The organism is Allosphingosinicella sp. (genome assembly GCF_036387615.1).
Lineage (GTDB): Bacteria > Pseudomonadota > Alphaproteobacteria > Sphingomonadales > Sphingomonadaceae > Allosphingosinicella.
Genome location: NZ_DASVTH010000038.1, coordinates 17,028 through 38,182, shown reverse-complemented (window position 1 = coordinate 38,182; position 21,155 = coordinate 17,028). Strand labels below are relative to the sequence as shown.

Sequence of the window (21,155 nt, the reverse complement as noted above, 5' to 3'; positions counted from 1 at the left end):
TCGCCGCACGCCCGATGACGGGCGCCGACCCGAGTTTTTGAGACAGCCGGCTCACCACTTCATCGCCGCTGTGTGGCGGTGCGGGCGCCGCTGATGCTCCGGAGCAGGATTTCGAACTGTTCCGTCGTGAAGCCGGCCGTCAGGAAGCGCTTCATCTCGGATTTTGGCAGGACGTATCCACGGTGCCAGGCCAGCACAGCCAGTCTGCGAAGCGCCTCGAGCCGCGGGTCGGCCAGTTGGGGATTGCTGTGGGTTCCGAAAAGCCGTCCCATAGCGGTTGCGATCCGGCTTGGCTGGCCGAGGCTGCTGATCCGGTCGCGGCGGGCCAGCGCGACGACCGACCATTCCAGGGCGGACAAGCCGTCCGCCTGAGCAGAGGCTTGCTGCTGGGGGATCGCAAAGCCGGACTGCCCGAGGGTTGCCGGATAAGCATTCGCCAGATCGAGATAAGCCATGTCGTGTCTCCTGCTGAGCGCTGTCGAGGGCAAGAACCGCCGGTCGGGAAAGCACGACTTTCCCGAGGCGTAAGTTGATGGACGGGTGTCTTTGCCTGGCAGGTCTGCCCGCCAGCACTACTTTTAGGGGCTGAACCTTGGGGTCACGCGCCGTCGGCTGATCATTGTCTTCCCCGTGCTGTTGCCCGGCGGCATGCCAGTCGATCTTCCATACCGATTGGTATAGAAGCAGCAGCTCAGCACGTCAAGAGATATATACCGTCTGGTATCTAAAAAAATCAGCGAGTGGGCCAGACCTGCAGGCTCGTTTCCACCAGCAACCGCAGCTGATCGCATGACGCTCCGGCGCCCGCCTGAAGCGACAGGCCCTGGAGGAGCGCCAGCAGATATCTTGCGAGCCCCTCGGCCTCGAGGCCCTCGGGAAGCTCACCGTCCTGCCGCGCCCGCTCGAAGCGTTGCACCAGCGCTCGCTGCGAAGATGCTCTTCGCGCGATGATGTCGGACCGGAGACCTTCGGCTTCCGCTCCGCACGCGACGCTGCTGATGACCCCGAGACAGCCCTTCGGATCGCACGAACTGCTCTGCATCTCGAGCGCCCCGAACAGCAGGCGCTCCGCAACGCCGCGCGCCGTCGGCGCTTCAAGCGCGGTCCGCATGTAGCCGAGCTTTTCCCGTTCGTAGAGATCGAGCGCCTTGCGGAAGAGCGCCTCCTTGTTGCCGAAGGCCGCGTAAAGGCTGGGCTTCGTGATCCCCATCGCCTCGGTGAGCTCGGCCATTGACGCGCTCTCGAAGCCACGCTGCCAGAAGACGCGCAGCGCGGCCGCCAACGCTTGGTCCACATCGAACTCGCGCGGGCGGCCCTTCGCGGCCGGGGTGGCGACGGTTTCCATAACGCTCGGTATATAAGCGCAGCGTGCGGCGCCGTCCACCTGGACCAAGACTCCAACCGATCCCCTGCTCGGCCGAGCGACGGGGCAGGTCAAAGGGAATCGGTCAGACAGAGCTTAGCGGGGTCTAAAAATGGTGGGCGTGGCAAGGATTGAACTTGCGACCCCTGCGATGTCAACACAGTGCTCTACCACTGAGCTACACGCCCACGGTGCGCGCCTTAGCCGGGGCTCGCCGGGTCCGCAAGACCGCTCAAAGGCGGCCGTGCATGTCCTCGGTCTGGAACAGGCGGTCCACTTCGGCGACCAGATCGCGCAGGTGAAAGGGTTTGGACAGCACCTTGGCCTGCGGCGCCGCCCGGCCGGCCTTGAGCGCGACCGCGGCGAAACCCGTGATGAACATGACGCGCATGTCGGGCGCGATCGCCGCCGCTTTCTGGGCAAGCTCGATCCCGTCCATTTCGGGCATGACGATGTCGGTCAGCAGGAGATCGAAGCTGTCCCGCTCCAGCAAGGGGATCGCCGCCGTGCCGCGATCAACCGCGACTACAAGGTATCCGACCCGTTCGAGCGCTCGGGACAGATAAAGGCGCATCGATTCGTCGTCTTCAGCAAGAAGAATTCTGATCATCGCACCTCTCAGCGCCCGGTGGCGGACTCGCGCGCCGCGGAAGCCCCCTTATGCCGGAACCGCTTAAGATATTCCAGCAAGCCATCCGGGAAAGTTGCCGCCGCCAGGCCGATTGCGGGACATTTTGCGTGGGCGTAACGTTACGCCGCCGATGCCCGACTCCCCAGCCGAACCGCCGTTCCTGCGCGTGGGACCGGAAACGCCGATTTCGCCGGTGGTGCTGTCGGTTCCCCATGCCGGGCGCGCCTACGCGCCCGACCTGCTCGGCGCATCGCGCGTGCCACTGGAAACGCTCGAATTACTGGAGGACCGGCTCGTCGACCGGCTGGTCTGGCGGGCGCTGGCGAACGGCGCCAGCGCGCTGATTGCCCTGCGTCCTCGCGCGGAGATCGACCTCAATCGCGACGAGCGCGAGATCGACCCGGCGATGGTGGCCCCGCCCCCATCCTCGCGCGCGCTGCTCCAGTCGCAGCGGACGCGCGGAGGACTTGGCCTGGTACCGTCGCGAATCAGCGGCGCCGGCGCGATCTGGAACCGGCGCATCTCGGCGGCCGAGCTTTCCCGCCGCATCTCGGAGGTGCACCGCCCCTATCACCGCGCGCTGGGAAATCTGCTCGACGAGACCCGCGCCCGCTTTGGCATCGCGATCCTGCTCGACTGTCATTCCATGCCGCCGCGCGCAGGCGGTACCGCGGCCGAACAGGCCGGCGTAGTTCTGGGCGATCGCTACGGGACCAGCATCGCCCCTGAATATGTGGATGCGGCAACCGCCGCGGCGCGCCGGTTCGGGTTCAAGGTCGCGCGCAACGAGCCCTATGCAGGCGGCTATGTGACCCAGCGCCATGGCCGCCCCGTCGAAGGCGTCCATGCACTGCAGCTGGAAGTGGACCGCTCGCTCTACCTGGACGAGAGCTTGCGCGCGCCCGGCCCCGGGTTCGATACGATCGCCGGCCTGATCGCCGCCATCGCTTCCGCGCTCGCGGCCCGGGCGCTGAATCCGCCCCACGCGCTCGCCGCGGAGTAGCGCAGGCAAAAAAAAGCCACCTCGCAAAACCGCGAGGTGGCCAAGGTTCAGGGAGGAACGCCCCGAAGGGCGTAACGCGCTACGATAAGGGGGGAAACCGCAGCGCGCAGTGATAACTTAAGTGGGACCCTAGTAGTTTCAAGTGCTTGAGGCGGGCGGGGCCTTCCGCACGGCGAGCCGATCAACTGGAGACCACCAGCCGGTAGCCGCAGTCGTAAGCATCCAGCTTGAGGAGTGCTGAATGGCGTTCGGCCCAGGCGCCGCTTCTCAGGTCCTGCTCCAGCAAGTTCAACGCGTTCGAGATATCCCCAATCTTCCAGAACGAGGAAATCGCTGCCCTTATCCGGGGGTCGAGATAAGCCGCCGGCCGCCGCCAATAGGCGCAGAGAAAGCCGTCCGTGCAATCGTGCGGAATAGGCACTGGCGTGACATCCACCACTCCCAGCCACCGCCCGTAATCGTCGATTCTCGGCATCTGCGCTTCATCGAGCGTGACCAGTTCCGGGAAATAGTCTGCAAGCCACAAGCCGCGGAACGAGGGATCGTAGGTCAAGATGACGATCGGGCCTCGCGTCACCCGGCGCATCTCCTGCAGACCTTTCGCCTGGCCGGACCAATGATGAACGGTGAGGATCGCCATCGACGCATCGAAGCTGCCACTTTCGAACGGCAGAGCTTCCGCCCGCCCCTGAACGATTTTTGCAGCGGAAGGCGGACGCTGCCGGATCATCTCCAGCGAGGGTTCCAACGCCGTAACCTGCCGGTCCACAGGCTCATACGAGCCTGCTCCGGCACCGACGTTCAGAACGGTTCTTGCATCACCGAGCGCGTTTCCGATCAAGGCGCCGATGCGGGGATCGGGCTTCCTGAGCTCGGAATAGTTCACTCCGATCAGATCGTAGTAACTGGTCATGGCGCGGCATATCGCGCCCTGACCGGCTCGTCACCCGAACCAAAGCTTGCGCGAAGGAACGTCGCTCCTGGCGAACCTTGAGGAGGAGGAAGAAAGCCGCTCGACTAGCAGCCCTACGCGTCGGCGAGAGCAGGCGCCGCCGCGCCGAGTTGCGGTCCCTTGCCCTGCTGAACCTGCTTGGCGAATATCTCGCGGACATGCGGCATCGAGAAGAGATGCGCCATGACCAGATGCAGGATCCCGTTCTGGTTGATCTTGCGAAGCGTGTCCCCGCGCATGTCGCGCATCTTCTCTTCGCCGACCATTCTGAAGCCGCGATAGATGAAGGGCTGGGCCGCGTCGCCCGGCTGGATCGAAACTTCGCCGTCGATCAGCAAGTCGAGGTCGGTCAGCTCCTTCATGAACTGGTTGGTGCGCTGCGCGGAAAGCTCGAACTCCTCGCAGAACTTCAATATGTTGTTGGTCGTCTCGCTGGTCTGGCCGTTGTCGAACAGCGGCTGGCCTTCCTCGAAATCGCCGACGAGCCCGCTGGTCGGATCGAAGCAGAGCGACAATTCCTCGGCCTCGGGGCGCAGCCGCGCGAGCATGAACGGATAGCGGCGGATATAGGCGGGAATGTAGGTCTCGCCGAGCAGCTTGCCCTGGTCGTCCACGAACACGTTGACGCCCTCGTTGAGCCCCATCAGCGCCAGCGGCACCGGATTGTCGCCGACCGAGAAGACGATTGGGTAGAAACGCTGGGCGGCGACGAACTCGTCCACCGTGATCGGAATTGCATGCGCTTGCGCAAGGAACGGCGCGGCATCCGCGGAGCGGGTCCGGTAATTGGGGTGAGCCGAGCTCGAGAGCGGCTCGAGATTGTTGTAGAAAAGCGGCAGTTGAGGCGCTTGGCTCGCCATGGTTGGCTATCTCCGTTTGGGTGGGGGCGGCCGCGAGCCGGCCCGTTTGTCGCGCGCCCGTCTATGGGCGAAGCGGCGCGGAGGCAAGGCTCCGCTGAGTTGGGCCGGGCGGCGGGACGAGCTTGCCCGGGTTCATGATCCCGTTCGGATCGAGCGCATCCTTGATCGCACGCAACACCTTGAGGCGCGCCGGCTCGCCGAGCCGGCCAAGCTCGGCAAGGCGCATCTGACCGATCCCATGCTCTGCCGAGATCGACCCGCCGGCGGCGACCACCAGATCGTGCACGAACGAGGTGATGATCGGGGCGTCATGCTTCATCCAGTCGGGCCCGGCCCCCTCGGGCGCGCGGACGTTGAAGTGGACATTGCCGTCACCAAGATGGCCGAAGGCGATCACGCGGGTGCCGGTGAAGCGAGCCTCCACCGCCGCCGCCGCCTCCACCATGAAGCCGGGCATCCCCCCGACCTCCACCGACACATCGTGCTTGGCTGCCGGTCCGTCCTTCTGCTCGGCTTCCGATATGCTGTCGCGAAGGCGCCACAAAGCGTCCGCCTGCCCCTCGCTGGACGCGATCACGGCGTCGCGCACCAGCCCGGCTTGCGAAGCTGCGTGGAGGGCTGCGGTGAGCGCCTTTTCGGGCGAGGGCGCGACCATCGGCGCAGTCGCCTCGAGCAGCACGTGCCAAGGGTGGGCGCCAGCGAGCGGCGCCCGTGTGTTCGGCACGTGCGCGAGCACCAGATCGAGCGCGGCACCCGGCACAAGTTCGAAACTCTCCACCGCCTCGCCCATGCTGGCCTCCAGCATCAGCAGCAGCTCCAGCGCCTGCCCCGGCGTGTCGAGCCCGATCCACGCGACGCTGCGCGACCCGATTGCGGGCACGAGCCGCAAGCTCGCCGCGGTGACGACGCCGAGCGTTCCCTCCGCTCCGATCAGCAGCTGCTTGAGATCATAGCCCCGGTTGTCCTTCTTGAGCGCGGACAGCCCCGAATAGAGCGTGCCGTCGGGCAGCACCGCCTCGATCCCCTGGACAAGGCCCCGCATCGTGCCGAAGCGCAGCACCTGCGTGCCGCCGGCGTTGGTGGAGATCAGCCCCCCGATTGTGGCCGATCCCTTGGCGCCCAGCGACAAGGGAAAGCGACGCCCCACGGCGCCGGCCGCCTCGTGCAGCGCGGACAGGATGACGCCGGCTTCGCAAACGGCGCTGTTGCTCGCCGCCGATATGGAGCGGACCTGGTTCATGCGTCTGAGCGAGAGCAGCAGCGCATCGCCGTCTCGGCTCGGCGTCGCCCCCGCCACCATGGAGGTGTTGCCACCCTGAGGGACCAGCGCGACCCGCTCCGCGGCACAGAGCCGCACGATCTGGACCACTTCTTCCGTGGTCGCGGGCGAGAGCAGGGCGGCCGCGCTGCCGCGATAGCGTTTTCGCCAATCTTCCAGCCAGGGGGCCATGGTGGCGGGGTCGCGGGTGAAGCCCTTCGGTCCGAGTCCCGAAGCGAGCCTTTCCAGCATTTGCAGGCGCGAGGAGGTCATGGCAGTCGATCCTAGCAGGGGCTCTTGCTCGGGCCAATTAATCGCTTGTTCAAGCAGCCCGGTGAATTCGCGGGGAAGATGAGGATCGATCGTTGATGGATTGGAGCGCTGCGGCGCTGATGGTGGCGGCGCTGGGCAATGCATCCGGTGAGGCGAGCGCTGCTTCGCCTATGCAGTTCGCGCAGTTGACGATCCGGCGCGAGATCATGATGCGGATCCCGATCCGGACGCGGCCCGACCCTGCAGCTGTCGCCAAGGAGAGCCGGTTCGAGTGGAAGGAGAAACGCGGCCCCAAATGCGTGCCGGCGCGCTCCATCATCGCCGCAACCGCGCTGAGCCAGAAGAGCGTCGACCTTGTTCTTCGGGACCGCACCCGGCTTCGCGCCCGGTTCGGACGGAACTGCCCCGCGCTCGATTATTATTACGGCTTTTACCTGAGTCCGAACCCGGACGGCCTGATCTGCGCCGACCGCGACGCGATTCGCTCCCGGGTCGGGGGCGAATGCGGGATCGACCGGTTTCGGGCGCTGCACGCGTCGTTGCGGGATTGACTTCGCGCCCGCCCGCGGCGCAAGTCACAGGCCTTGCGCCGCTGTTCGGCAAAGGCGTTTTGCGGACCTGACATGACTTTCGCTAATCTCGGCCTTTCAGACGAACTACTCCGCGCCGTCGAGGAATCCGGTTACAACGAGCCAACCCCGATCCAGCGCCAGGCCATTCCGTCGGTGCTGATGGGGCAGGACCTGGTTGGGATCGCCCAGACCGGAACCGGCAAGACCGCCGCCTTCGTGCTCCCGATGATCGACATATTGGGCGAGGGCAGAAGCCGCGCCCGCATGCCGCGTTCGCTCATATTGGAGCCGACGCGCGAGTTGGCCGCGCAGGTAGCCGAGAATTTCGAGAAATACGGCAAGTATCACAAGCTCTCGATGGCCTTGCTGATCGGCGGCGTCAGCATGGGCGATCAGGTCAAGGCGCTGGAGCGCGGTGTCGACGTGCTGATCGCGACTCCGGGCCGACTGATGGACCTGTTCGGCCGGGGCAATATCCTGCTCACCGGCTGTGGGCTGCTCGTCATCGACGAGGCCGACCGGATGCTCGACATGGGCTTCATCCCCGACATTGAACAAATCTGCACGAAGCTCCCGTCCAATCGTCAGACCCTGCTCTTCTCCGCGACCATGCCGGGGCCGATCAAGAAGCTGTCCGAGAAGTTTCTCAACAACCCCAAGCAGGTCGAGGCATCGCGCCCGGCCTCCTCGAACCTGTTGATCGACCAGCGGCTGGTTCGCGTCGACGCGCGCAAGAAGAAGGATGCGCTGGTCGAACTGCTGCGCGGTGACACGGTCAAGACCGCAATCGTCTTTTCCAACCGCAAGACGACGGTGAAGGAGCTCGCAACCAGCCTCAGGCGCTCAGGCTTTGCCGCCGGCCCGATCCATGGCGACATGGAGCAGGCCGACAGGATCAAGGAACTGGATCGCTTCAAGGCCGGCGAGATCAACATCCTTGTCGCTTCCGACGTCGCCGCGCGCGGCCTCGACATCAAGGGTGTCAGCCACGTCTTCAACTTCGACGTTCCCTGGCAGCCCGACGATTACATCCACCGTATTGGCCGCACCGGACGCGCCGGCGCGACCGGCGTCGCGATCACGCTCGCCACGGGCGGCGATGCCGATCAACTCGCCGCCATCGAAAAGCTGCTTGGCGCGCCGATCCCGCCGATGGAGGGGAGCCCCAAGCCGACGGAAAAGCCGGAGCCCGAAGCAAAGCCTCGCGAAGCCAAGCCGCGCGCCACCAAAGAAGAGCCGAAGGCGCGCGAGCCACGCCCCGAACGGGCTCGCCGGGCTGATCCCGTGCCTGAATCCAGGCCCGAGCCTCAACCGCGCCCGCAGCAGGTGGAAGCGGGCGATGAAGGCTGGAATGGTCCCGTCCCGAGCTTCCTCAGCTTCGGCCTGGGCAGCTGAACCCGGCCGCTTGTGCAGAGTTGCCGCGGCTCAAAAGCAGAGACTGGAAAAAGGCTGCCGTGCCGGTGACCCTTCTCTTCGCGCTGCTCATTGGTGCCGCGCTGGTCCAGACACCCGCCTCCGTCCCGGTGCAGGGCGTCGAGATCAAGGCCAGCTACCCGCATGACCCACAGGCCTTTACCCAAGGCCTGTTCTTCGCCGACGGCCACCTCTACGAAAGCACTGGCCTTCCCGGCCGATCGGACGTGCGCAAGGTGCGGCTCAGCGACGGCAAGGTGCTGCAATCGGTCAGCATTCCCGCCGATCAGTTCGGCGAAGGGAGCACGGTGTGGGGCAAGGAAATCATCAGCCTCACTTGGCAGCACGGGATCGCGCATCGCTGGGACCGCGCGAGCCTGCGCCGGACCGGCGCCTTCCGCTACCAGGGCGAAGGCTGGGGCCTCACTCAGGACGGGCGTAGCCTGATCCTCAGCGACGGCACCGCCGCGCTTCGCTTCCTCGATCCCGCCACGTTCAGGGAGCAGCGCCGGATCACGGTCACCGCGGCGGGGGCCCCGATCAGTCAGCTCAACGAACTGGAATGGGTGAACGGAGAAATCTGGGCCAACATCTGGCAGACCAGCCGCATCGCCCGGATCGACCCGGCGAGCGGACGGGTGAAAGGCTGGATCGACCTTTCCGCGCTCACCCGTCTCAACACCAGCGCCGATCCCGACCAGGTCGCGAACGGAATCGCTTACGAGCCGAAGTCGAAGCGGCTTTTCGTCACCGGCAAGCGCTGGCCGAAACTCTACGAAATCAAGCTGAAGCCCGCCTGATCTCAGGCCGCGCGTGCGCTCTCGCGAGCCGCGTAGCGGGCGTTGAACTCCCGAGCAAAGGCGGCAAGCCGTTGCTCAGCGATGGCGCTCCTCAGCCCCGCCATCAATGCCTGGTAAAAGAACAGATTATGCTCCGTCATCAGCATGGCGCCGAGAATTTCGTCCGAGCGGACCAGGTGGTGGAGGTAGGCGCGGGTCCAGGTCGCGCAGATCGGGCAGCCGCAGTCCGGATCGAGCGGCCCCTGGTCCTCGCCGAAGCGCGCGTTGCGGATGTTGAGCGGCCCGCCCCAGGTGAACGCCTGGCCGGTGCGGCCCGAGCGGGTCGGCAGCACGCAATCGAACATGTCGATGCCGCGCTGGACAGCGCCGACGATATCGTCCGGTTTGCCCACCCCCATAAGGTAGCGCGGCCGGTCCACCGGCAGCTGGCCGGGGGCGAAGTCGAGGCAGCCGAACATCGCCTCCTGTCCTTCCCCGACCGCGAGCCCGCCCACCGCATAACCGTCGAAGCCGATCTCCATCAGCGCATCGGCCGACGCCCTGCGCAGATCCTGATCGAGCGCGCCCTGCTGAATTCCGAATAGAGCCGCCCGCGCGGCATGCTCCTCGCCTCGATCGAACTCCTCTCGGGATCGTCGCGCCCAGCGCATCGATCGCTCCATCGCCCCGCCCTGCTCATCCCCGCTCGCGCTGGTCGGCACCAGCTGATCGAACGCCATGACGATGTCGGAGCCGAGCAGCCGCTGAATCTCGATCGAGCGCTCCGGGCTGAGCAGGTGGCGCGAGCCATCGAGGTGGCTCTTGAACGCCACTCCTTCCTCCGTGACCTTGGTCAGATCAGACAGGCTCATCACCTGATAGCCGCCGCTGTCGGTCAGGATCGGGCGCTTCCAGCCCATGAAGCGGTGCAGGCCGCCCAGCCGTGCGACCCGCTCCGCCCCCGGCCTCAGCATCAGGTGATAAGTGTTGCCGAGGATGATGTCGGCGCCGGATGCACGCACGTCGGCCGGCTTCATCGCCTTCACCGTCGCGGCGGTGCCGACCGGCATAAAGGCCGGCGTGCGGATCTCGCCGCGCCGCATGCTGATGTGCCCGGTGCGCGCTGCGCCGTCGGTGGCCGCGATCGAGAATTGGAAGCGGGGAGACACTTGGCGCGCCCTAATCACTAGGCCGGGAGAAGCAAGCTGGCGTCCCCATACGAGTAGAAGCGATATCCGCTCGCGATCGCGTGGGAATAGGCCGCCTGCATGCGCTCGCGGCCCATCAGTGCGGAAACGAGCATGAACAGGGTGGAGCGCGGCAGGTGGAAGTTGGTGAGGAGACCGGAGACGGTACGAAAACGGTAGCCGGGGGTGATGAAGATCGAGGTGTCGCCTTCAAACGCCTGGACGTCGCCCGCCTCATCGGCCGCGCTTTCCAGCAGGCGGAGCACGGTCGTGCCGACCGCGATCACGCGGCCGCCGCTCGCCCGTGCGGCGTTGATGCGCGCCGCCGCCGGCGCGTTGATCCGGCCCCATTCGGCGTGCATGCGGTGCTCGTCCGTGTCCTCCGCCTTGACCGGCAGGAACGTGCCGGCACCGACGTGCAGGGTCAGGGTTTCGGACGCAATCCCGTCGCCCTGCAGAGCAGCGAGCAATCCCGGCGTGAAGTGCAACGCCGCGGTGGGCGCGGCAACAGCTCCTTTCTCCCGCGCAAACATGGTCTGGTAATCGGACGCATCGCGCTCGTCCGCCGCTCGCTTGCCGGCGATGTAGGGCGGGAGCGGCATGCGCCCTGCCCGCTCAAGCAGCAACTCGACCGGCTCGTCGCCCTCGAAGCAAAGCAGCAGGCTTCCATCCTCGGAGCGATCGCTCGCGATCGCGGCGGCGCCGTGACCGAAGTCGATCCGGTCCCCATCCCGCACCCGCCTGGCGTTGCGCACGAAGGCCCGCCACTCGCGCGGCCCCTCCCGCTTGTGAAGGGTCGCTCCGATGCGAGCGTCGCCGCGACGGCCCTCCAGCTGCGCCGGGATCACCCGCGTGTCGTTGAACACCAGCATGTCGCCTGGCCGGAGCAGGCTCGGCAGGTCGCGGACATGGTGGTCGGCCATTCGTTCACCGTCGACCAGCAGCAGGCGCGCACTGTCGCGGGGGACCACCGGCCGAAGCGCAATCCGCTCTGGCGGAAGTTCGAAGTCGAAAAGCTCGACGCGCACGAAGCGCGGCCAATTACGGCTGGGTGGCGGGCGTCTGCGGCTGCGCGGCCGGAGGCGGCGCAGCAGGAGCCGGCGTTGTCGGCGGGACCGGAGCCTGGGCCTGCTCGACCGGAGCCGGCTGGCGCGCCATTGCGGCGGCAACTTCCTGCGGCGTCGGCGGCGGCCGGTTGTCGCTGCCGATAGAGGCCTTCACGATCCGCGACGGGTTGGCGGGCGGCTCCCCGCGCTCAATCGCGTCGACATATTGCATGCCGCTCACCACGCGCCCGAACACGCTATACTTGCCGTCGAGCGACAAGCGTGGCGCAAAGACGATGAAGAACTGGCTGTTGGCGCTGTTCGGATCGTCGGCCCGAGCCGCCGAGACAACGCCGCGCACATGCGGCAAGCCGTTGAATTCTGCCGCCATGTCGGGCAGCGGCGAACCCCCGGTTCCCGTCCCGGTCGGGTCTCCGGTCTGGGCCATGAAGCCCTCGATCACGCGATGGAACAGGAGGCCGTTGTAGAAGCCCTGCCGGGCCAGCGTCTTGACCCGCTCGACATGCCTGGGCGCGACATCCGGACGAAGCTGGATCGACACGCGGCCGCCGGTTGATAGGTCGAGGTGAAGGATATTGTCCGGGGTGAGGGCAGGAACCGCCAGCGGCGCCGATGGCACGGCGTTTTGCGCTGCTGCAGGGGCGCCAAACGAGAGCAGCCCCGCGACGAGGGCGACGACGATTTTCAGACGCATGTTTGTCCCTACCCCGGAAATGACCTGTAAACCTTTAGAGCAACGCCCCGTAAAGCCCAAATCCTGAATGGCTTATGATCCCTTGCGACCAATCCGTTCGACCCGAGCCTCAACATCCTGAGCCACCGCCGGTGTGACGAATTTGGCGATGTCGCCGCCATAAAGGGCGATCTCCTTCACCAGTCGCGAGGCGATCGGCTGGAGCGATACGTCGGCCATCAGGAATACGGTCTCAATCCGGTCGTTGAGCTGCTGGTTCATTCCCGCCATCTGATACTCATATTCGAAATCGGCCACCGCGCGCAGGCCGCGCACGATCATGGAGGCGCCCTGCCGCTCGGCGAAGTCCATCAGCAGCGAATCGAAGCTCACCACCTCGATCTCGGCGCCCAACCCGGCGATCTCGCGGCGCACCATACCCATTCGCTCCTCGACGCTGAACATCGGCGACTTGGAGGGGTTCGTCGTCACCCCGATCACCAGCCGGTCGACGAGCTTGGCGCCGCGGCGGATGATATCCATGTGCCCCAGCGTGACCGGATCGAACGTGCCGGGATAAACTCCGGTACGCGTCATTTTGCCCTCGGCGCTCAATGGTCGCGCTCCACCGCGAAGCGTGCAATCGCCCGCAGCAGGTCCGCTTCCGGCCCATAGCTCCCCAGATACTGCACCGCCTGATCGGCCAGCAGCTTGGCCTGCCGGCGCGCACGCTCCGCGCCGAGCAGCGACACGAACGTCTCTTTGCCGCGCGCGCCGTCCTTGCCGACGCGCTTGCCCGTCTTGGCCTCCTCGCCCTCCGCATCGAGCAGATCGTCGGCGATCTGGAACGCAAGCCCGACATCGCGCGCGTAGCCCCGCAAGGGGCCGCGCCCTTCCGCCGGCACCCGCCCCATGATCCCGCCGGCTTCCAGGCAGAAGCCGATCAGTGCGCCGGTCTTGAGCTGCTGCAACCGCGTGACCGCGCCGAGGTCGAGCATCGTCCGTTCGGCGACAAGATCCATCATCTGCCCACCCGCCATTCCCGCCGGGCCCGATGCGCGGCCGAGTTCCGTAACCAGCTCCACCCGGACGAACGGATCTTCATGGGTCGCTTCGTCGGCCAGCAGCTCAAAGGCGAGCGCGTGGAGCGAGTCGCCCGCCAGCACCGCCGTGGCCTCGTCGAACGCCTTGTGCACGGTCGGCTTGCCGCGGCGCAGATCGTCATCGTCCATGCACGGCAGATCGTCGTGGATCAGCGAGTAGACGTGGATGCATTCAACCGCGAGCCCGACGCGGAGCGCGCGCGCCCGATCGACGTGGAAGAGCCCGCAAGCAGCAGTGACGAGCAGCGGCCGCAGTCGCTTGCCGCCGCCGATCGCGGCATGGCGCATCGCCTCGAACAGCCGCGCGCGAGGGTCGGCGGGGATGGACAGCGCGAGGCCGAAAAGCCGGTCGATATCCTCGCCTATCCGGACCAGCGCTGATTCCAGGCTGACCGGCGCGGCAGCCAACGACGGATCAGCCGCCATCGAAGGGGGCCGTTCCCGCGGGCTGGCCATCGCGGCCGAACTGGATGCGCTCGATCCGGGCCTGGGCGGCCTGGAGCCTCGCCTCGCACTGCTGCTTCAGGCGATCGCCCTCGCCATACAGCTCGATCGACTCGTCGAGAGTGGTGTCGCCGCTCTCCAGCCGGCGCACGATCTCCTCCAGCCGCTTCAGCGCCGCTTCGAAGGAGAGTTGATGGATTTCACCCGGTTCCGCCATGCTGGACGCTTTGGCTTCGCGCGCGATGAGGGTCAAGCGGGCCTGATCGCTGGTGTATTGCGCCTGCAATACAGCTGTGTTACATGGCGAGAAACGGCAGGAGCCACGGGATGTACAGCGAAAGCGATCTGGAGAGCGCGGTTGCGGCGGGCGTGATCTCCGCACAACAGGCGGCGGCGCTGCGTACGCATGTTGCGGGGAGCCGGTCGACGCCTGCCGTGGACGAAGAGCATTTCCGATTGCTGACCGGCTTCAACGACATCTTCGTCGGAATCGCGGCGGTGATCCTGCTGGTGGCGGTCGCCTGGATCGGCAACGCGATCCCGCCCAACCTCGGGTTCGACGGACCCTCGCCCTGGTCCGGGGCCGCGGTCGCGCTCACGGCCTGGGGTCTTGCCGAATTCTTCACCCGCCGCCGCCGCATGGCGCTGCCCAGCATCATCCTCCTGCTCGCTTTCGTGGGCGGAGTCATCGCTGCGGCCGGCTTCTCCCTCACCCTCATGATCGGCGAAGCGGCGCTGCGCGACAACAATGTCCTCACCGGCAGCGTGGTGGCGGCGTCGGGGGCGATCGGCGCGGCAGCGGCCTGGCTGCACTGGCGGCGCTTCATGGTGCCGATTACCGTCGCGGCGGGCGCCGCCGCGCTGGTCGGCCTGGGCTTTGGCATGCTGCAGATGCTGCTCGGCAGGACGCAGGGCCTCAGCGACATCATGCTCGGCTTCGGCCTCATGCTCGGGGTCGGGGTGTTCCTGTTCGCAATGTGGTGGGACGCGTCCGATCCCCGCCGCGAGACGCGCCGCTCGGACGTCGCCTTCTGGCTGCACCTGCTGGCCGCGCCGCTGATCGTGCACCCGGTTTTCAGCCTGCTTGGGCTGACGGAAGGGAGTGCGACGGTGCTGGAGGCGACGGTCGTGCTGCTCGTCTACGTGCTTCTCGGGCTGACCGCGCTCGCGATCGATCGCCGCGCTCTGCTCGTCTCGGCGCTCGCTTATGTGCTTTATGCGCTGAACAGCCTGTTCCGCACCTATGGATCCGTCGAGCTCAGCGTCGCCCTCACCGCCCTGGTGATCGGCTCCGCGCTGCTCCTCCTTTCGGCCTTCTGGCACAGCGCCCGCCGCGGCGTCGTGCAACCGCTGCCGGAGGGGCTCCGCTCCAAGCTCCCGGTGGTGGAGCGCGTCGCGACGGCTTGATCGATCCTCCCCGGGACGGGGAGGTGGCACGCGCAGCGTGGCGGAGGGGGTTGGTCACCCGGTGTTGCGGCCGAGAAGCTCCCGCCACGACCGCCTGCGGCGGCGGTCCCCCTCCCCGTCCGGGGGGAGGAATCTATTCGTTGACCACCTTGAGCAGCCGGCGCTCAATCGGGGCGAGCACCGGGCCGAGCTCGTGGCCGCGCTTCAGCACCGCGCCGTTCTCGCCGATCAGCGCCCACATGCCTTGCCGCCCGCGCAGCGCCGGGCGCTTCTCGATCCGCACCTCGGGTTGCTCAGCGGCGCGTCGGAACGCCCAGAAGGACGCCGCGTCTTTGCCGAACTGGATCGCATAATCCTTCCACAGGCCGGCCGCGACCATGCGGCCGTAAAGATCGACGATACGGCTCAGTTCTGCTCGCTCGAAGCCGATCTGGGTCGGCTTCGAACCCGGAAAAGGGTGCACCGTCCCCATCAGGCGCGATCCCGCTCCCGTTCCTGAGCCTGGTCGCGTTCGTCGATCAACTCGGCCAGGCGCTTCCTCAGTTGCTCGACCTCGCAGCGCAGTATCTCCAGCTTCTGTGTCGCCGGATCGTAAATCTCACTGCATGGCGTACCGTAGGGCATGAAGCCCGGGACATACTGGCCGGCATCGACCAGAGTGGAGCGCGCGGGAATGCCGGTCATGGTCGCTCCTCCCGGCACGTCCCTGGTCACCACCGCATTGGCGCCGATCCGAGCATTGGGCCCGACGGTGATCGGGCCAAGCACTTGCGCTCCCGATCCGATGACGACCCCGTCCATGATCGTCGGATGGCGCTTGCCGGGCACGCCGTTGGTCGGGTTTGTGCCTCCCAGCGTCACGTGCTGGTAGATGGTGACACCGTCTCCGATTATGGCGCTCTCGCCGATCACGACGAAGCCGTGATCGATGAAGAAGTTTCGCCCGATCCGCGCGCCGGGGTGGATGTCGATCGCAGTCAGGAAGCGGGCGATGTGGTTGACCAGCCGCGCCAGGAAGAACAGCTCGCCCACGAACAGCCAGTGCGCGATCCGGTGCAGGCCCAGTGCCCAGACGCCCGGATAGAGCATGACCTCCCAGCGCGATCTCGGCGCCGGATCGCGCGCCTTGACGCTGTCTAGGTAAGCAACCAGCCCTTGCGACATTCACCCACATCCGCTGCGACGCCCATCAGATAAGCCGCGCCGCGGCAGATTGCCAGCCACCGTACAGAGCGCCGGATCGTGCTTCCCTCGGGCGGCGCGGCTCTCTACGGCCTCGGCAGGGGCGCAAAGCTCGTGCAAGCGCCCGCCTGTTCCTGATTCAAGAGACGGAGACTGCCTCGATGTCCAAGCTCCTCAACACCGCGCTCGCCTGCTGCCTCCTCGCCACCGCCGGCTGCGTGCCCTCGACCAGCACTAAGGTCAGCACCGCGGCCACGGGCGGCAACGCGGGCGCGTCCGCCTCCACCAGCGCGACGGCCGCCTACCCGACCGTCGGCGGCGCGACCATGTTTCCCAACCGGACCATCGTCCAGAATGCCGCGAATTCGAAGGACCACACCACCCTCGTCGCGGCGGTGCGCGCCGCCGGCCTGGTCGAGACCCTGTCAGGGGCCGGCCCCTTCACGGTGTTCGCGCCGACCAACGCGGCCTTCGGCAAGCTCCCCCCCGGCACGGTCGAAACGCTGCTCCAGCCCGCCAACAAGGGCACACTGACCAACGTCCTCACCTACCATGTCGTCCCCGGCAGCAAGACCGCCGCGCAGATCATGGCCGACATCAGGGCAGGCGGCGGCGCGGCGACCTACCCGACGGCCGCGGGCGGCACCGTGCGCGCGACCATGCAGGGCAATGCCGTGATCGTGACCGACGGCAAGGGCGGCCAGGCGCGGGTCACGCAGACCGACGTCATGCAGTCGAATGGCGTTATTCACGTCGTCGACACGGTCCTGCTACCGGGCTGAGCGAGGCGAGCCGGCCGGAAGTCTCCGTGCGCAGGGCCGGTCTTCAGTCGGCGGTCGCCTGCGCCAGATAGCGCTCCAGATCGTCGCTGCCGCCGATCCGCTCGCCGGCGATGAACACCTGCGGCGTGGTCATCACGCCCTGCTCGCTCTTGAAGGCATCCACCTCATCGCGGCTGCCGAGGACATGCTCCTCGATTTCAAAGCCTTGCCGCTCAAGCATCTGCTTGGCACGAACCCCGAACGGGCATTCATGATCGGGCAGCACCATCCGATACAGCGTCGCGCTCCGCTCCTGCGCCATGTCGTTATCCTTCCCTTTGCGGGCGCCGCCATCTGCGCCGCCTCCAGAGCCTAAGCGCACCCCGCCGCCGAGCGTTCCCGGCCTCATGCTGGCCGGCAGCGGACCGTCTTCTTCTAAGCTTGTGCAGCGGGAAGGCGGACGCTCGGCCGATCAGCCGATGTCCGTTCAGGATCTCAATCGCAGCCGGAAGCTGGCAGTGGTGAGCTTCGGTTAGACGTCGCGGATAGGAGTATGGCTGGAGGTGCGGCGGACCAGGTAAACCGCGCGCAGACAATCAGCGTGATCCGCGTAGCTCTCACCGCCCGTGATGGTTTCGTCGTTCGCGCCCTTCAGCCTCCACCGCCAAGCACCGCCGGTGAGGTCGCTTTGCGTGTCACTGCCCATCGCGCTGCCCTGCTGATAGATCTCGAAATACACGCCCCGTCTTCCCTGTTTCTGCTGCTCCACCCACGCTTCTTACACGAATCACCAGAGCAGCTCAGCAGCTTATCACGAGGCCATCGGCGGCGCCGCCGCCCAGCTCCGGATCGAGGATGCACGCGACACCGCTTCGCTGGAGAGCGATCATGAACCCACAATCTCGACGGAGGCGCCGGAGCATGCGCGCTCGACCCGGACGTCCGGGAGCTCTCCCGAGGGCGTGCGGTAGTCGGAGAGCACCCGCTCGCGCACAGCCTCCACGCGATCGTTCCTCATCAAGCCGACGACGGCGCCCCCGAAGCCGCCGCCCGTCTGTCGCGCGCCGCCATGCTCGCCAATCGCCTCAGACATGAGTTCAGCCAGCCGATCGGTCAGCGGCACCGTGATCTCGAAGTCGTCGCGTTGAGAGGCGTGGCTTTCCCGCATGAGAACTCCAACTGCCTGGAGGTCACCAAGCGCGAGCGCCTCGGCCGCCGCGAGCGTGCGGTCGTTCTCCGTGATCACGTGGCGCGCGCGTCGGACCACCAGTGGATCGACATCAGCCGCGACCGCCTCAAGCATCGCGAGATCGGCATCGCGCAGCGCAGGCACCCCGAGGATCGCGGCAGCCGCCTCGCACTGGCGTCGGCGCTCATTATAGTGGCCTTCGACAAGGCCCCGGACGACGCCGGATTGGACAATCATCACGGCAGCATCGGACGGCATTCTAATCGGGCGCAGATCCAGGGACCGGCAGTCGATGAGCAGCGCGGCGCCCTCAACCGTTGCGGCGGAGGCGAGCTGGTCGAGATTGCCGCAGCGCATCCCGACGAAGTCGTTCTCGGCGGCCTGCGCCCAGAGCGCGACCTGCTTGGGGTTCTCCTGCCTCCCGGCCAGAGCCAGGACGGCGGTCGCCACGGCGACCTCCAGCGAGGCGGAGGAGGATAGGCCGGTTCCCATCGGGACGTCCCCCATCACCGCTATGTCCAGCCCGCCGATATCGACGCCTTCCCTGGCCAGGATCGCCACGGTTCCGCGTATGTAGTCGCGCCAGCCGCCCTGCGCCGCCTTTTGAAGATCGGCGGACGGCACGAAGGCATCCTCCTCCCCGAAATTGAGAGCCGTGACGCGGATTTCGCCCTCGCCGCGGCGGCGCACCGCCACGCGGGTTTCGGGGCCGATCGCAACCGGCATGGCAAAGCCGTCATTATAGTCTGTGTGCTCACCGATCAGGTTCACACGCCCGGGCGCGCGCACCACCAGGTCTGGCGCGCCGCCAAAGCGCTGAGCAAAGCCTTCGGCAAGTCTGGTCTGTAGGATCGGCAATCAATTCACTCCTGTGGAAAGGGCTCGATCGCCCGCAGCCGCTCCGCCGCTTGCTCAGGCGTCAGGTCGCGCTGCGGCTCCGCCAGCATCTCATAGCCGACCATAAATTTGCGGACGCTCGCGGACCTGAGGAGGGGCGGATAGAAGTGCGCGTGCAGCCGCCAGGCTTCCGGACGGCTGGAAGTGGCAGGCGCCTGGTGCCAGCCCATCGAATAGGGGAAGCTGGTCGCGAACAGGCGGTCGTAGCGGGCCGTGATCCGCGGCAATATCTGCGCGAGCGCCTCTCGCGCTTCGTCCTGCAGTTCAGGCAATGTGCCGACGTCGTCGCGCGCGACCAGCAGGATCTCGAACGGCCAGGCGGCCCACCACGGCACGATCGCAAGCCAATGCTCGTTGCGGTCCACGATCCGGACCTCTTCCCGCTCCTCGCGCTCGACCACCTCTGCCAGAAGCTTCGACCCGCGGGCGCCAAGCCACTCCGCCTGGCGCGCGTCTTCGGTGGCAACCTGCGTCGGCACGAAGTCGCTTGCCCAGATCTGGCCGTGCGGATGCGGGCTGGAGCAGCCCATCATCGCGCCCTTGTTCTCGAACACCTGGACGTAGGTGTAGCGACGGCTCAGTTCCGCTGCTTCGGAGCACCAGACGTCGACGACTTGCCTGACCTGGTGCTGGCTGAGCTCCGGCAGGGTTTGCGAATGATGCGGGGAGAAGCAGACGACCCGCGCCTCGCCCGCAGCCGGCATCGCCCGCAAGATGTCATCCTGCGCATCCAGGCTATGGCGCATCGCGGTCAGCGCCGGAAAATCGTTGGCGAAGACATAGCTGCCCGAATAGGCGGGGTTGCGCATGCCGTTCGCCCGGACATTTCCGGGGCAGAGGTGACATTGTGGGTCGTGCGCCGCCGATTCGCTGGGCAGCGGCGGCGTCTCGTCTCCCTGCCACGGGCGCTTGGCCCGATGCGGAGACACCAGCAGCCACTCCCCCGTCAACAGGTTCAGCCTGCGGTGCGGATGGTCCGATAGGTCCAGAACAGTGGGAGAGTCGGTCATCGATCGATCGCCTCCGCCTGCCCTACCCGGCTGGAAGTACCACTTTCAGCCGGTTACTTGATGCGTTCGACATCCTCGAACCCCAGCTCCAGCGGGGTTGCGCGGCCGAAGATGGAGATGGAGACCTTGACGCGGCTGCGGTCGAAATCCAGCTCTTCGACGACGCCGGTGAAGCTGGCGAAGTTGCCGCTGGTGACCTTGACCTGATCGCCTATGTCGTAATCGACGCTGACCTTGGTCTTGGGCGCGGCGGTGGCGTTTTCCTCCTTGGTGTTGAGGATGCGCGCGGCCTCGGCCTCGCTGATCGCCTGCGGCTTGCCCATCGATCCCAGGAAGCCCGTCACCTTGGGCGTGTTCTTGATGAGGTGGTAGACGTCGTCCGACATGCTGAGCTTGGCGAGCACATAGCCCGGGAAGAACTTGCGGTCCGAAGTGATCTTCTTGCCGCGGCGAACTTCCGTCACCTTCTCGGTCGGCACCTCAACCGCCTCGACCAGCCGGTCGAGCCCCATGCGGGTGGCCTCCGACATGATGGCGTCGCGCACCTTGTTCTCGAAGCCGGAATAAGCGTGGATGATGTACCAGCGGGACATGGTGATCCTTAAGCGAGGAGGCCGAGCAGGGCCTGGACGATCGCGCTGAACGCGGAATCGACGGCGAAGAAGAAGATGCCGAGGATGGCGGTCATGATCACCACCATGACGGCTGTCGTGCCGGTCTCCTTGCGCGTCGGCCAGACCACCTTGGCCGTCTCCGCCTTGACCTGGTTCATGAATTCGCCGGGACTGACCTTCGCCACTTCTGCTTCACCTTCGGTTCTTCGGACAGCCGCCCGGGACCGGAGGGCCGGTCAGCCGAGTAGAATGCCGATGTAAGCGAAACATGGCAGATAGCGGGGCGGAGGGCGGAGCGCAAGGTGGCGTCGCGATGGGCGAGCGCGGTCGCGTCTCGGCTGAAGGCCATCGAACGCGGCGAACCGCGCCGGCCGGCCTTTCGCGTCGCTGCGCGACCGGAGCGCTGGTTCGCTACGCTCCTCGCTTCGGCTTGGCAGGAGTGGAGGGACTCGAACCCACGGCCCTCGGTTTTGGAGACCGATGCTCTACCAACTGAGCTACACTCCTAGGCCGGTGG

Annotated in this window: 26 protein-coding genes and 2 tRNA genes; 6 read left to right on the top strand and 22 right to left on the bottom strand. The window is 66.5% G+C overall.

What is annotated here, in order from left to right; all coding sequences use genetic code 11:
* Positions 1 to 59 precede the first annotated feature (59 nt).
* From VF631_RS08225 to cpdR, 4 genes are all read right to left on the bottom strand, one after another.
* Positions 60 to 455, bottom strand: a complete 396-nt coding sequence (locus tag VF631_RS08225; protein WP_431849805.1) for a hypothetical protein — start codon at positions 453 to 455, stop codon at positions 60 to 62.
* A gap of 278 nt (positions 456 to 733) precedes the next feature.
* On the bottom strand, positions 734 to 1,345 hold the full coding sequence (locus VF631_RS08220) for a TetR/AcrR family transcriptional regulator (RefSeq protein WP_431849804.1): 612 nt from the start codon (positions 1,343 to 1,345) through the stop codon (positions 734 to 736).
* Positions 1,346 to 1,476: 131 nt separating this feature from the next.
* Positions 1,477 to 1,551 (bottom strand) — tRNA-Val (locus VF631_RS08215).
* 44 nt (positions 1,552 to 1,595) lie between these two features.
* Positions 1,596 to 1,973 carry a cell cycle two-component system response regulator CpdR gene (gene cpdR, locus VF631_RS08210; protein ID WP_431849803.1) on the bottom strand — a complete coding sequence of 126 codons (378 nt, stop codon included), beginning with the start codon at positions 1,971 to 1,973 and terminating at the stop codon, positions 1,596 to 1,598.
* A 151-nt stretch (positions 1,974 to 2,124) separates the two neighbouring features.
* Here cpdR and VF631_RS08205 point away from each other — a divergent pair, with 151 nt between their 5' ends.
* Positions 2,125 to 2,997, top strand: a complete 873-nt coding sequence (locus tag VF631_RS08205) for an N-formylglutamate amidohydrolase (RefSeq protein ID WP_431849802.1) — start codon at positions 2,125 to 2,127, stop codon at positions 2,995 to 2,997.
* Between the two features lie 181 nt (positions 2,998 to 3,178).
* Here the strand turns inward: VF631_RS08205 and VF631_RS08200 are convergent, their stop codons facing one another.
* The 3 genes from VF631_RS08200 to VF631_RS08190 all read right to left on the bottom strand — a co-directional run bounded on the left by VF631_RS08200 (position 3,179) and on the right by VF631_RS08190 (position 6,340).
* Positions 3,179 to 3,910, bottom strand: coding sequence for a class I SAM-dependent methyltransferase (locus VF631_RS08200; RefSeq protein ID WP_431849801.1), 732 nt, complete (start codon positions 3,908 to 3,910; stop codon positions 3,179 to 3,181).
* Between the two features lie 113 nt (positions 3,911 to 4,023).
* Positions 4,024 to 4,809, bottom strand: a complete 786-nt coding sequence (locus tag VF631_RS08195) for a SapC family protein (RefSeq protein WP_431849800.1) — start codon at positions 4,807 to 4,809, stop codon at positions 4,024 to 4,026.
* 61 nt (positions 4,810 to 4,870) lie between these two features.
* Positions 4,871 to 6,340 (bottom strand): FAD-binding oxidoreductase, encoded by a 1,470-nt coding sequence (locus VF631_RS08190; protein WP_431849799.1) that lies wholly within the window; start codon positions 6,338 to 6,340, stop codon positions 4,871 to 4,873.
* A 95-nt stretch (positions 6,341 to 6,435) separates the two neighbouring features.
* On the opposite strand from VF631_RS08190, the gene VF631_RS08185 reads away from it, so the two are divergent.
* The 3 genes from VF631_RS08185 (at position 6,436) to VF631_RS08175 (ending at position 9,125) form a co-directional block, all read left to right on the top strand.
* The gene (locus VF631_RS08185; protein WP_431849798.1) at positions 6,436 to 6,891 is read left to right on the top strand and encodes a hypothetical protein; all 456 of its coding nucleotides are present in this window, start codon (positions 6,436 to 6,438) and stop codon (positions 6,889 to 6,891) included.
* 72 nt (positions 6,892 to 6,963) lie between these two features.
* Entirely contained in the window at positions 6,964 to 8,307 is a 1,344-nt protein-coding gene (locus VF631_RS08180) for a DEAD/DEAH box helicase (protein ID WP_431849797.1), read from the top strand.
* Positions 8,308 to 8,372: 65 nt separating this feature from the next.
* Complete coding sequence (locus VF631_RS08175; protein WP_431849796.1) at positions 8,373 to 9,125, top strand: glutaminyl-peptide cyclotransferase; 753 nt, start codon at positions 8,373 to 8,375, stop codon at positions 9,123 to 9,125.
* 2 nt (positions 9,126 to 9,127) lie between these two features.
* On the opposite strand, the gene tgt is transcribed toward VF631_RS08175, so the two are convergent.
* The 6 genes from tgt to VF631_RS08145 form a co-directional block, all read right to left on the bottom strand.
* Positions 9,128 to 10,273, bottom strand: coding sequence for a tRNA guanosine(34) transglycosylase Tgt (gene tgt, locus VF631_RS08170; RefSeq protein WP_431849795.1), 1,146 nt, complete (start codon positions 10,271 to 10,273; stop codon positions 9,128 to 9,130).
* A 17-nt stretch (positions 10,274 to 10,290) separates the two neighbouring features.
* Complete coding sequence (gene queA, locus VF631_RS08165) at positions 10,291 to 11,319, bottom strand: tRNA preQ1(34) S-adenosylmethionine ribosyltransferase-isomerase QueA (RefSeq protein WP_431849794.1); 1,029 nt, start codon at positions 11,317 to 11,319, stop codon at positions 10,291 to 10,293.
* A gap of 13 nt (positions 11,320 to 11,332) precedes the next feature.
* Positions 11,333 to 12,052 (bottom strand): peptidylprolyl isomerase, encoded by a 720-nt coding sequence (locus VF631_RS08160; protein WP_431849793.1) that lies wholly within the window; start codon positions 12,050 to 12,052, stop codon positions 11,333 to 11,335.
* 72 nt (positions 12,053 to 12,124) lie between these two features.
* The gene (gene coaD / locus VF631_RS08155) at positions 12,125 to 12,628 is read right to left on the bottom strand and encodes a pantetheine-phosphate adenylyltransferase (protein WP_431849792.1); all 504 of its coding nucleotides are present in this window, start codon (positions 12,626 to 12,628) and stop codon (positions 12,125 to 12,127) included.
* 14 nt (positions 12,629 to 12,642) lie between these two features.
* On the bottom strand, positions 12,643 to 13,560 hold the full coding sequence (locus VF631_RS08150) for a polyprenyl synthetase family protein (RefSeq protein WP_431849791.1): 918 nt from the start codon (positions 13,558 to 13,560) through the stop codon (positions 12,643 to 12,645).
* The gene (locus tag VF631_RS08145; protein ID WP_431849790.1) at positions 13,550 to 13,795 is read right to left on the bottom strand and encodes an exodeoxyribonuclease VII small subunit; all 246 of its coding nucleotides are present in this window, start codon (positions 13,793 to 13,795) and stop codon (positions 13,550 to 13,552) included. The genes VF631_RS08150 and VF631_RS08145 overlap by 11 nt, the downstream gene beginning before the upstream one ends.
* A gap of 110 nt (positions 13,796 to 13,905) precedes the next feature.
* On the opposite strand from VF631_RS08145, the gene VF631_RS08140 reads away from it, so the two are divergent.
* Positions 13,906 to 14,985, top strand: coding sequence for a hypothetical protein (locus VF631_RS08140; RefSeq protein WP_431849789.1), 1,080 nt, complete (start codon positions 13,906 to 13,908; stop codon positions 14,983 to 14,985).
* 133 nt (positions 14,986 to 15,118) lie between these two features.
* Here the strand turns inward: VF631_RS08140 and VF631_RS08135 are convergent, their stop codons facing one another.
* Positions 15,119 to 15,457 (bottom strand): DUF2794 domain-containing protein, encoded by a 339-nt coding sequence (locus VF631_RS08135; protein ID WP_431849788.1) that lies wholly within the window; start codon positions 15,455 to 15,457, stop codon positions 15,119 to 15,121.
* On the bottom strand, positions 15,457 to 16,149 hold the full coding sequence (gene epsC, locus VF631_RS08130) for a serine O-acetyltransferase EpsC (protein WP_431849787.1): 693 nt from the start codon (positions 16,147 to 16,149) through the stop codon (positions 15,457 to 15,459). The genes VF631_RS08135 and epsC overlap by 1 nt, the downstream gene beginning before the upstream one ends.
* A gap of 179 nt (positions 16,150 to 16,328) precedes the next feature.
* On the opposite strand from epsC, the gene VF631_RS08125 reads away from it, so the two are divergent.
* A complete protein-coding gene (locus VF631_RS08125) occupies positions 16,329 to 16,949 on the top strand; it encodes a fasciclin domain-containing protein (RefSeq protein ID WP_431849786.1) in 621 nt (206 codons plus the stop codon).
* A gap of 43 nt (positions 16,950 to 16,992) precedes the next feature.
* Here the strand turns inward: VF631_RS08125 and VF631_RS08120 are convergent, their stop codons facing one another.
* From VF631_RS08120 to VF631_RS08090, 7 genes are all read right to left on the bottom strand, one after another.
* Positions 16,993 to 17,250 carry a glutaredoxin domain-containing protein gene (locus tag VF631_RS08120; protein WP_431849785.1) on the bottom strand — a complete coding sequence of 86 codons (258 nt, stop codon included), beginning with the start codon at positions 17,248 to 17,250 and terminating at the stop codon, positions 16,993 to 16,995.
* 210 nt (positions 17,251 to 17,460) lie between these two features.
* On the bottom strand, positions 17,461 to 17,667 hold the full coding sequence (locus VF631_RS08115; RefSeq protein WP_431849784.1) for a YegP family protein: 207 nt from the start codon (positions 17,665 to 17,667) through the stop codon (positions 17,461 to 17,463).
* 147 nt (positions 17,668 to 17,814) lie between these two features.
* The gene (galK, locus tag VF631_RS08110; RefSeq protein WP_431849783.1) at positions 17,815 to 18,975 is read right to left on the bottom strand and encodes a galactokinase; all 1,161 of its coding nucleotides are present in this window, start codon (positions 18,973 to 18,975) and stop codon (positions 17,815 to 17,817) included.
* Positions 18,976 to 18,980: 5 nt separating this feature from the next.
* The gene (locus VF631_RS08105) at positions 18,981 to 20,024 is read right to left on the bottom strand and encodes a UDP-glucose--hexose-1-phosphate uridylyltransferase (protein ID WP_431849782.1); all 1,044 of its coding nucleotides are present in this window, start codon (positions 20,022 to 20,024) and stop codon (positions 18,981 to 18,983) included.
* A 53-nt stretch (positions 20,025 to 20,077) separates the two neighbouring features.
* Complete coding sequence (gene nusG / locus VF631_RS08100) at positions 20,078 to 20,617, bottom strand: transcription termination/antitermination protein NusG (protein WP_431849781.1); 540 nt, start codon at positions 20,615 to 20,617, stop codon at positions 20,078 to 20,080.
* Positions 20,618 to 20,625: 8 nt separating this feature from the next.
* Positions 20,626 to 20,823 (bottom strand): preprotein translocase subunit SecE, encoded by a 198-nt coding sequence (gene secE, locus VF631_RS08095; protein ID WP_431849780.1) that lies wholly within the window; start codon positions 20,821 to 20,823, stop codon positions 20,626 to 20,628.
* A 246-nt stretch (positions 20,824 to 21,069) separates the two neighbouring features.
* Positions 21,070 to 21,145: transfer RNA gene (locus VF631_RS08090), tRNA-Trp, on the bottom strand.
* Between the last annotated feature and the right edge of the window lie 10 nt (positions 21,146 to 21,155).

Bases quoted from the DNA above. Each gene is read 5' to 3' on its own strand.
- cpdR (WP_431849803.1), bottom strand. From the start codon at position 1,973: ATGATCAGAATTCTTCTTGCTGAAGACGACGAATCGATGCGCCTTTAT.
- VF631_RS08140 (WP_431849789.1), top strand. From the start codon at position 13,906: ATGTACAGCGAAAGCGATCTGGAGAGCGCGGTTGCGGCGGGCGTGATC.
- VF631_RS08205 (WP_431849802.1), top strand. From the start codon at position 2,125: ATGCCCGACTCCCCAGCCGAACCGCCGTTCCTGCGCGTGGGACCGGAA.
- VF631_RS08225 (WP_431849805.1), bottom strand. From the start codon at position 455: ATGGCTTATCTCGATCTGGCGAATGCTTATCCGGCAACCCTCGGGCAG.
- coaD (WP_431849792.1), bottom strand. From the start codon at position 12,628: ATGACGCGTACCGGAGTTTATCCCGGCACGTTCGATCCGGTCACGCTG.
- VF631_RS08160 (WP_431849793.1), bottom strand. From the start codon at position 12,052: ATGCGTCTGAAAATCGTCGTCGCCCTCGTCGCGGGGCTGCTCTCGTTT.
- VF631_RS08135 (WP_431849788.1), bottom strand. From the start codon at position 15,457: ATGGGGACGGTGCACCCTTTTCCGGGTTCGAAGCCGACCCAGATCGGC.
- VF631_RS08150 (WP_431849791.1), bottom strand. From the start codon at position 13,560: ATGGCGGCTGATCCGTCGTTGGCTGCCGCGCCGGTCAGCCTGGAATCA.
- epsC (WP_431849787.1), bottom strand. From the start codon at position 16,149: ATGTCGCAAGGGCTGGTTGCTTACCTAGACAGCGTCAAGGCGCGCGAT.
- VF631_RS08105 (WP_431849782.1), bottom strand. From the start codon at position 20,024: ATGACCGACTCTCCCACTGTTCTGGACCTATCGGACCATCCGCACCGC.
- VF631_RS08185 (WP_431849798.1), top strand. From the start codon at position 6,436: ATGGATTGGAGCGCTGCGGCGCTGATGGTGGCGGCGCTGGGCAATGCA.
- VF631_RS08190 (WP_431849799.1), bottom strand. From the start codon at position 6,340: ATGACCTCCTCGCGCCTGCAAATGCTGGAAAGGCTCGCTTCGGGACTC.
- VF631_RS08120 (WP_431849785.1), bottom strand. From the start codon at position 17,250: ATGGCGCAGGAGCGGAGCGCGACGCTGTATCGGATGGTGCTGCCCGAT.
- VF631_RS08125 (WP_431849786.1), top strand. From the start codon at position 16,329: ATGTCCAAGCTCCTCAACACCGCGCTCGCCTGCTGCCTCCTCGCCACC.
- VF631_RS08195 (WP_431849800.1), bottom strand. From the start codon at position 4,809: ATGGCGAGCCAAGCGCCTCAACTGCCGCTTTTCTACAACAATCTCGAG.
- VF631_RS08180 (WP_431849797.1), top strand. From the start codon at position 6,964: ATGACTTTCGCTAATCTCGGCCTTTCAGACGAACTACTCCGCGCCGTC.
- VF631_RS08220 (WP_431849804.1), bottom strand. From the start codon at position 1,345: ATGGAAACCGTCGCCACCCCGGCCGCGAAGGGCCGCCCGCGCGAGTTC.
- nusG (WP_431849781.1), bottom strand. From the start codon at position 20,617: ATGTCCCGCTGGTACATCATCCACGCTTATTCCGGCTTCGAGAACAAG.
- VF631_RS08200 (WP_431849801.1), bottom strand. From the start codon at position 3,910: ATGACCAGTTACTACGATCTGATCGGAGTGAACTATTCCGAGCTCAGG.
- VF631_RS08145 (WP_431849790.1), bottom strand. From the start codon at position 13,795: ATGGCGGAACCGGGTGAAATCCATCAACTCTCCTTCGAAGCGGCGCTG.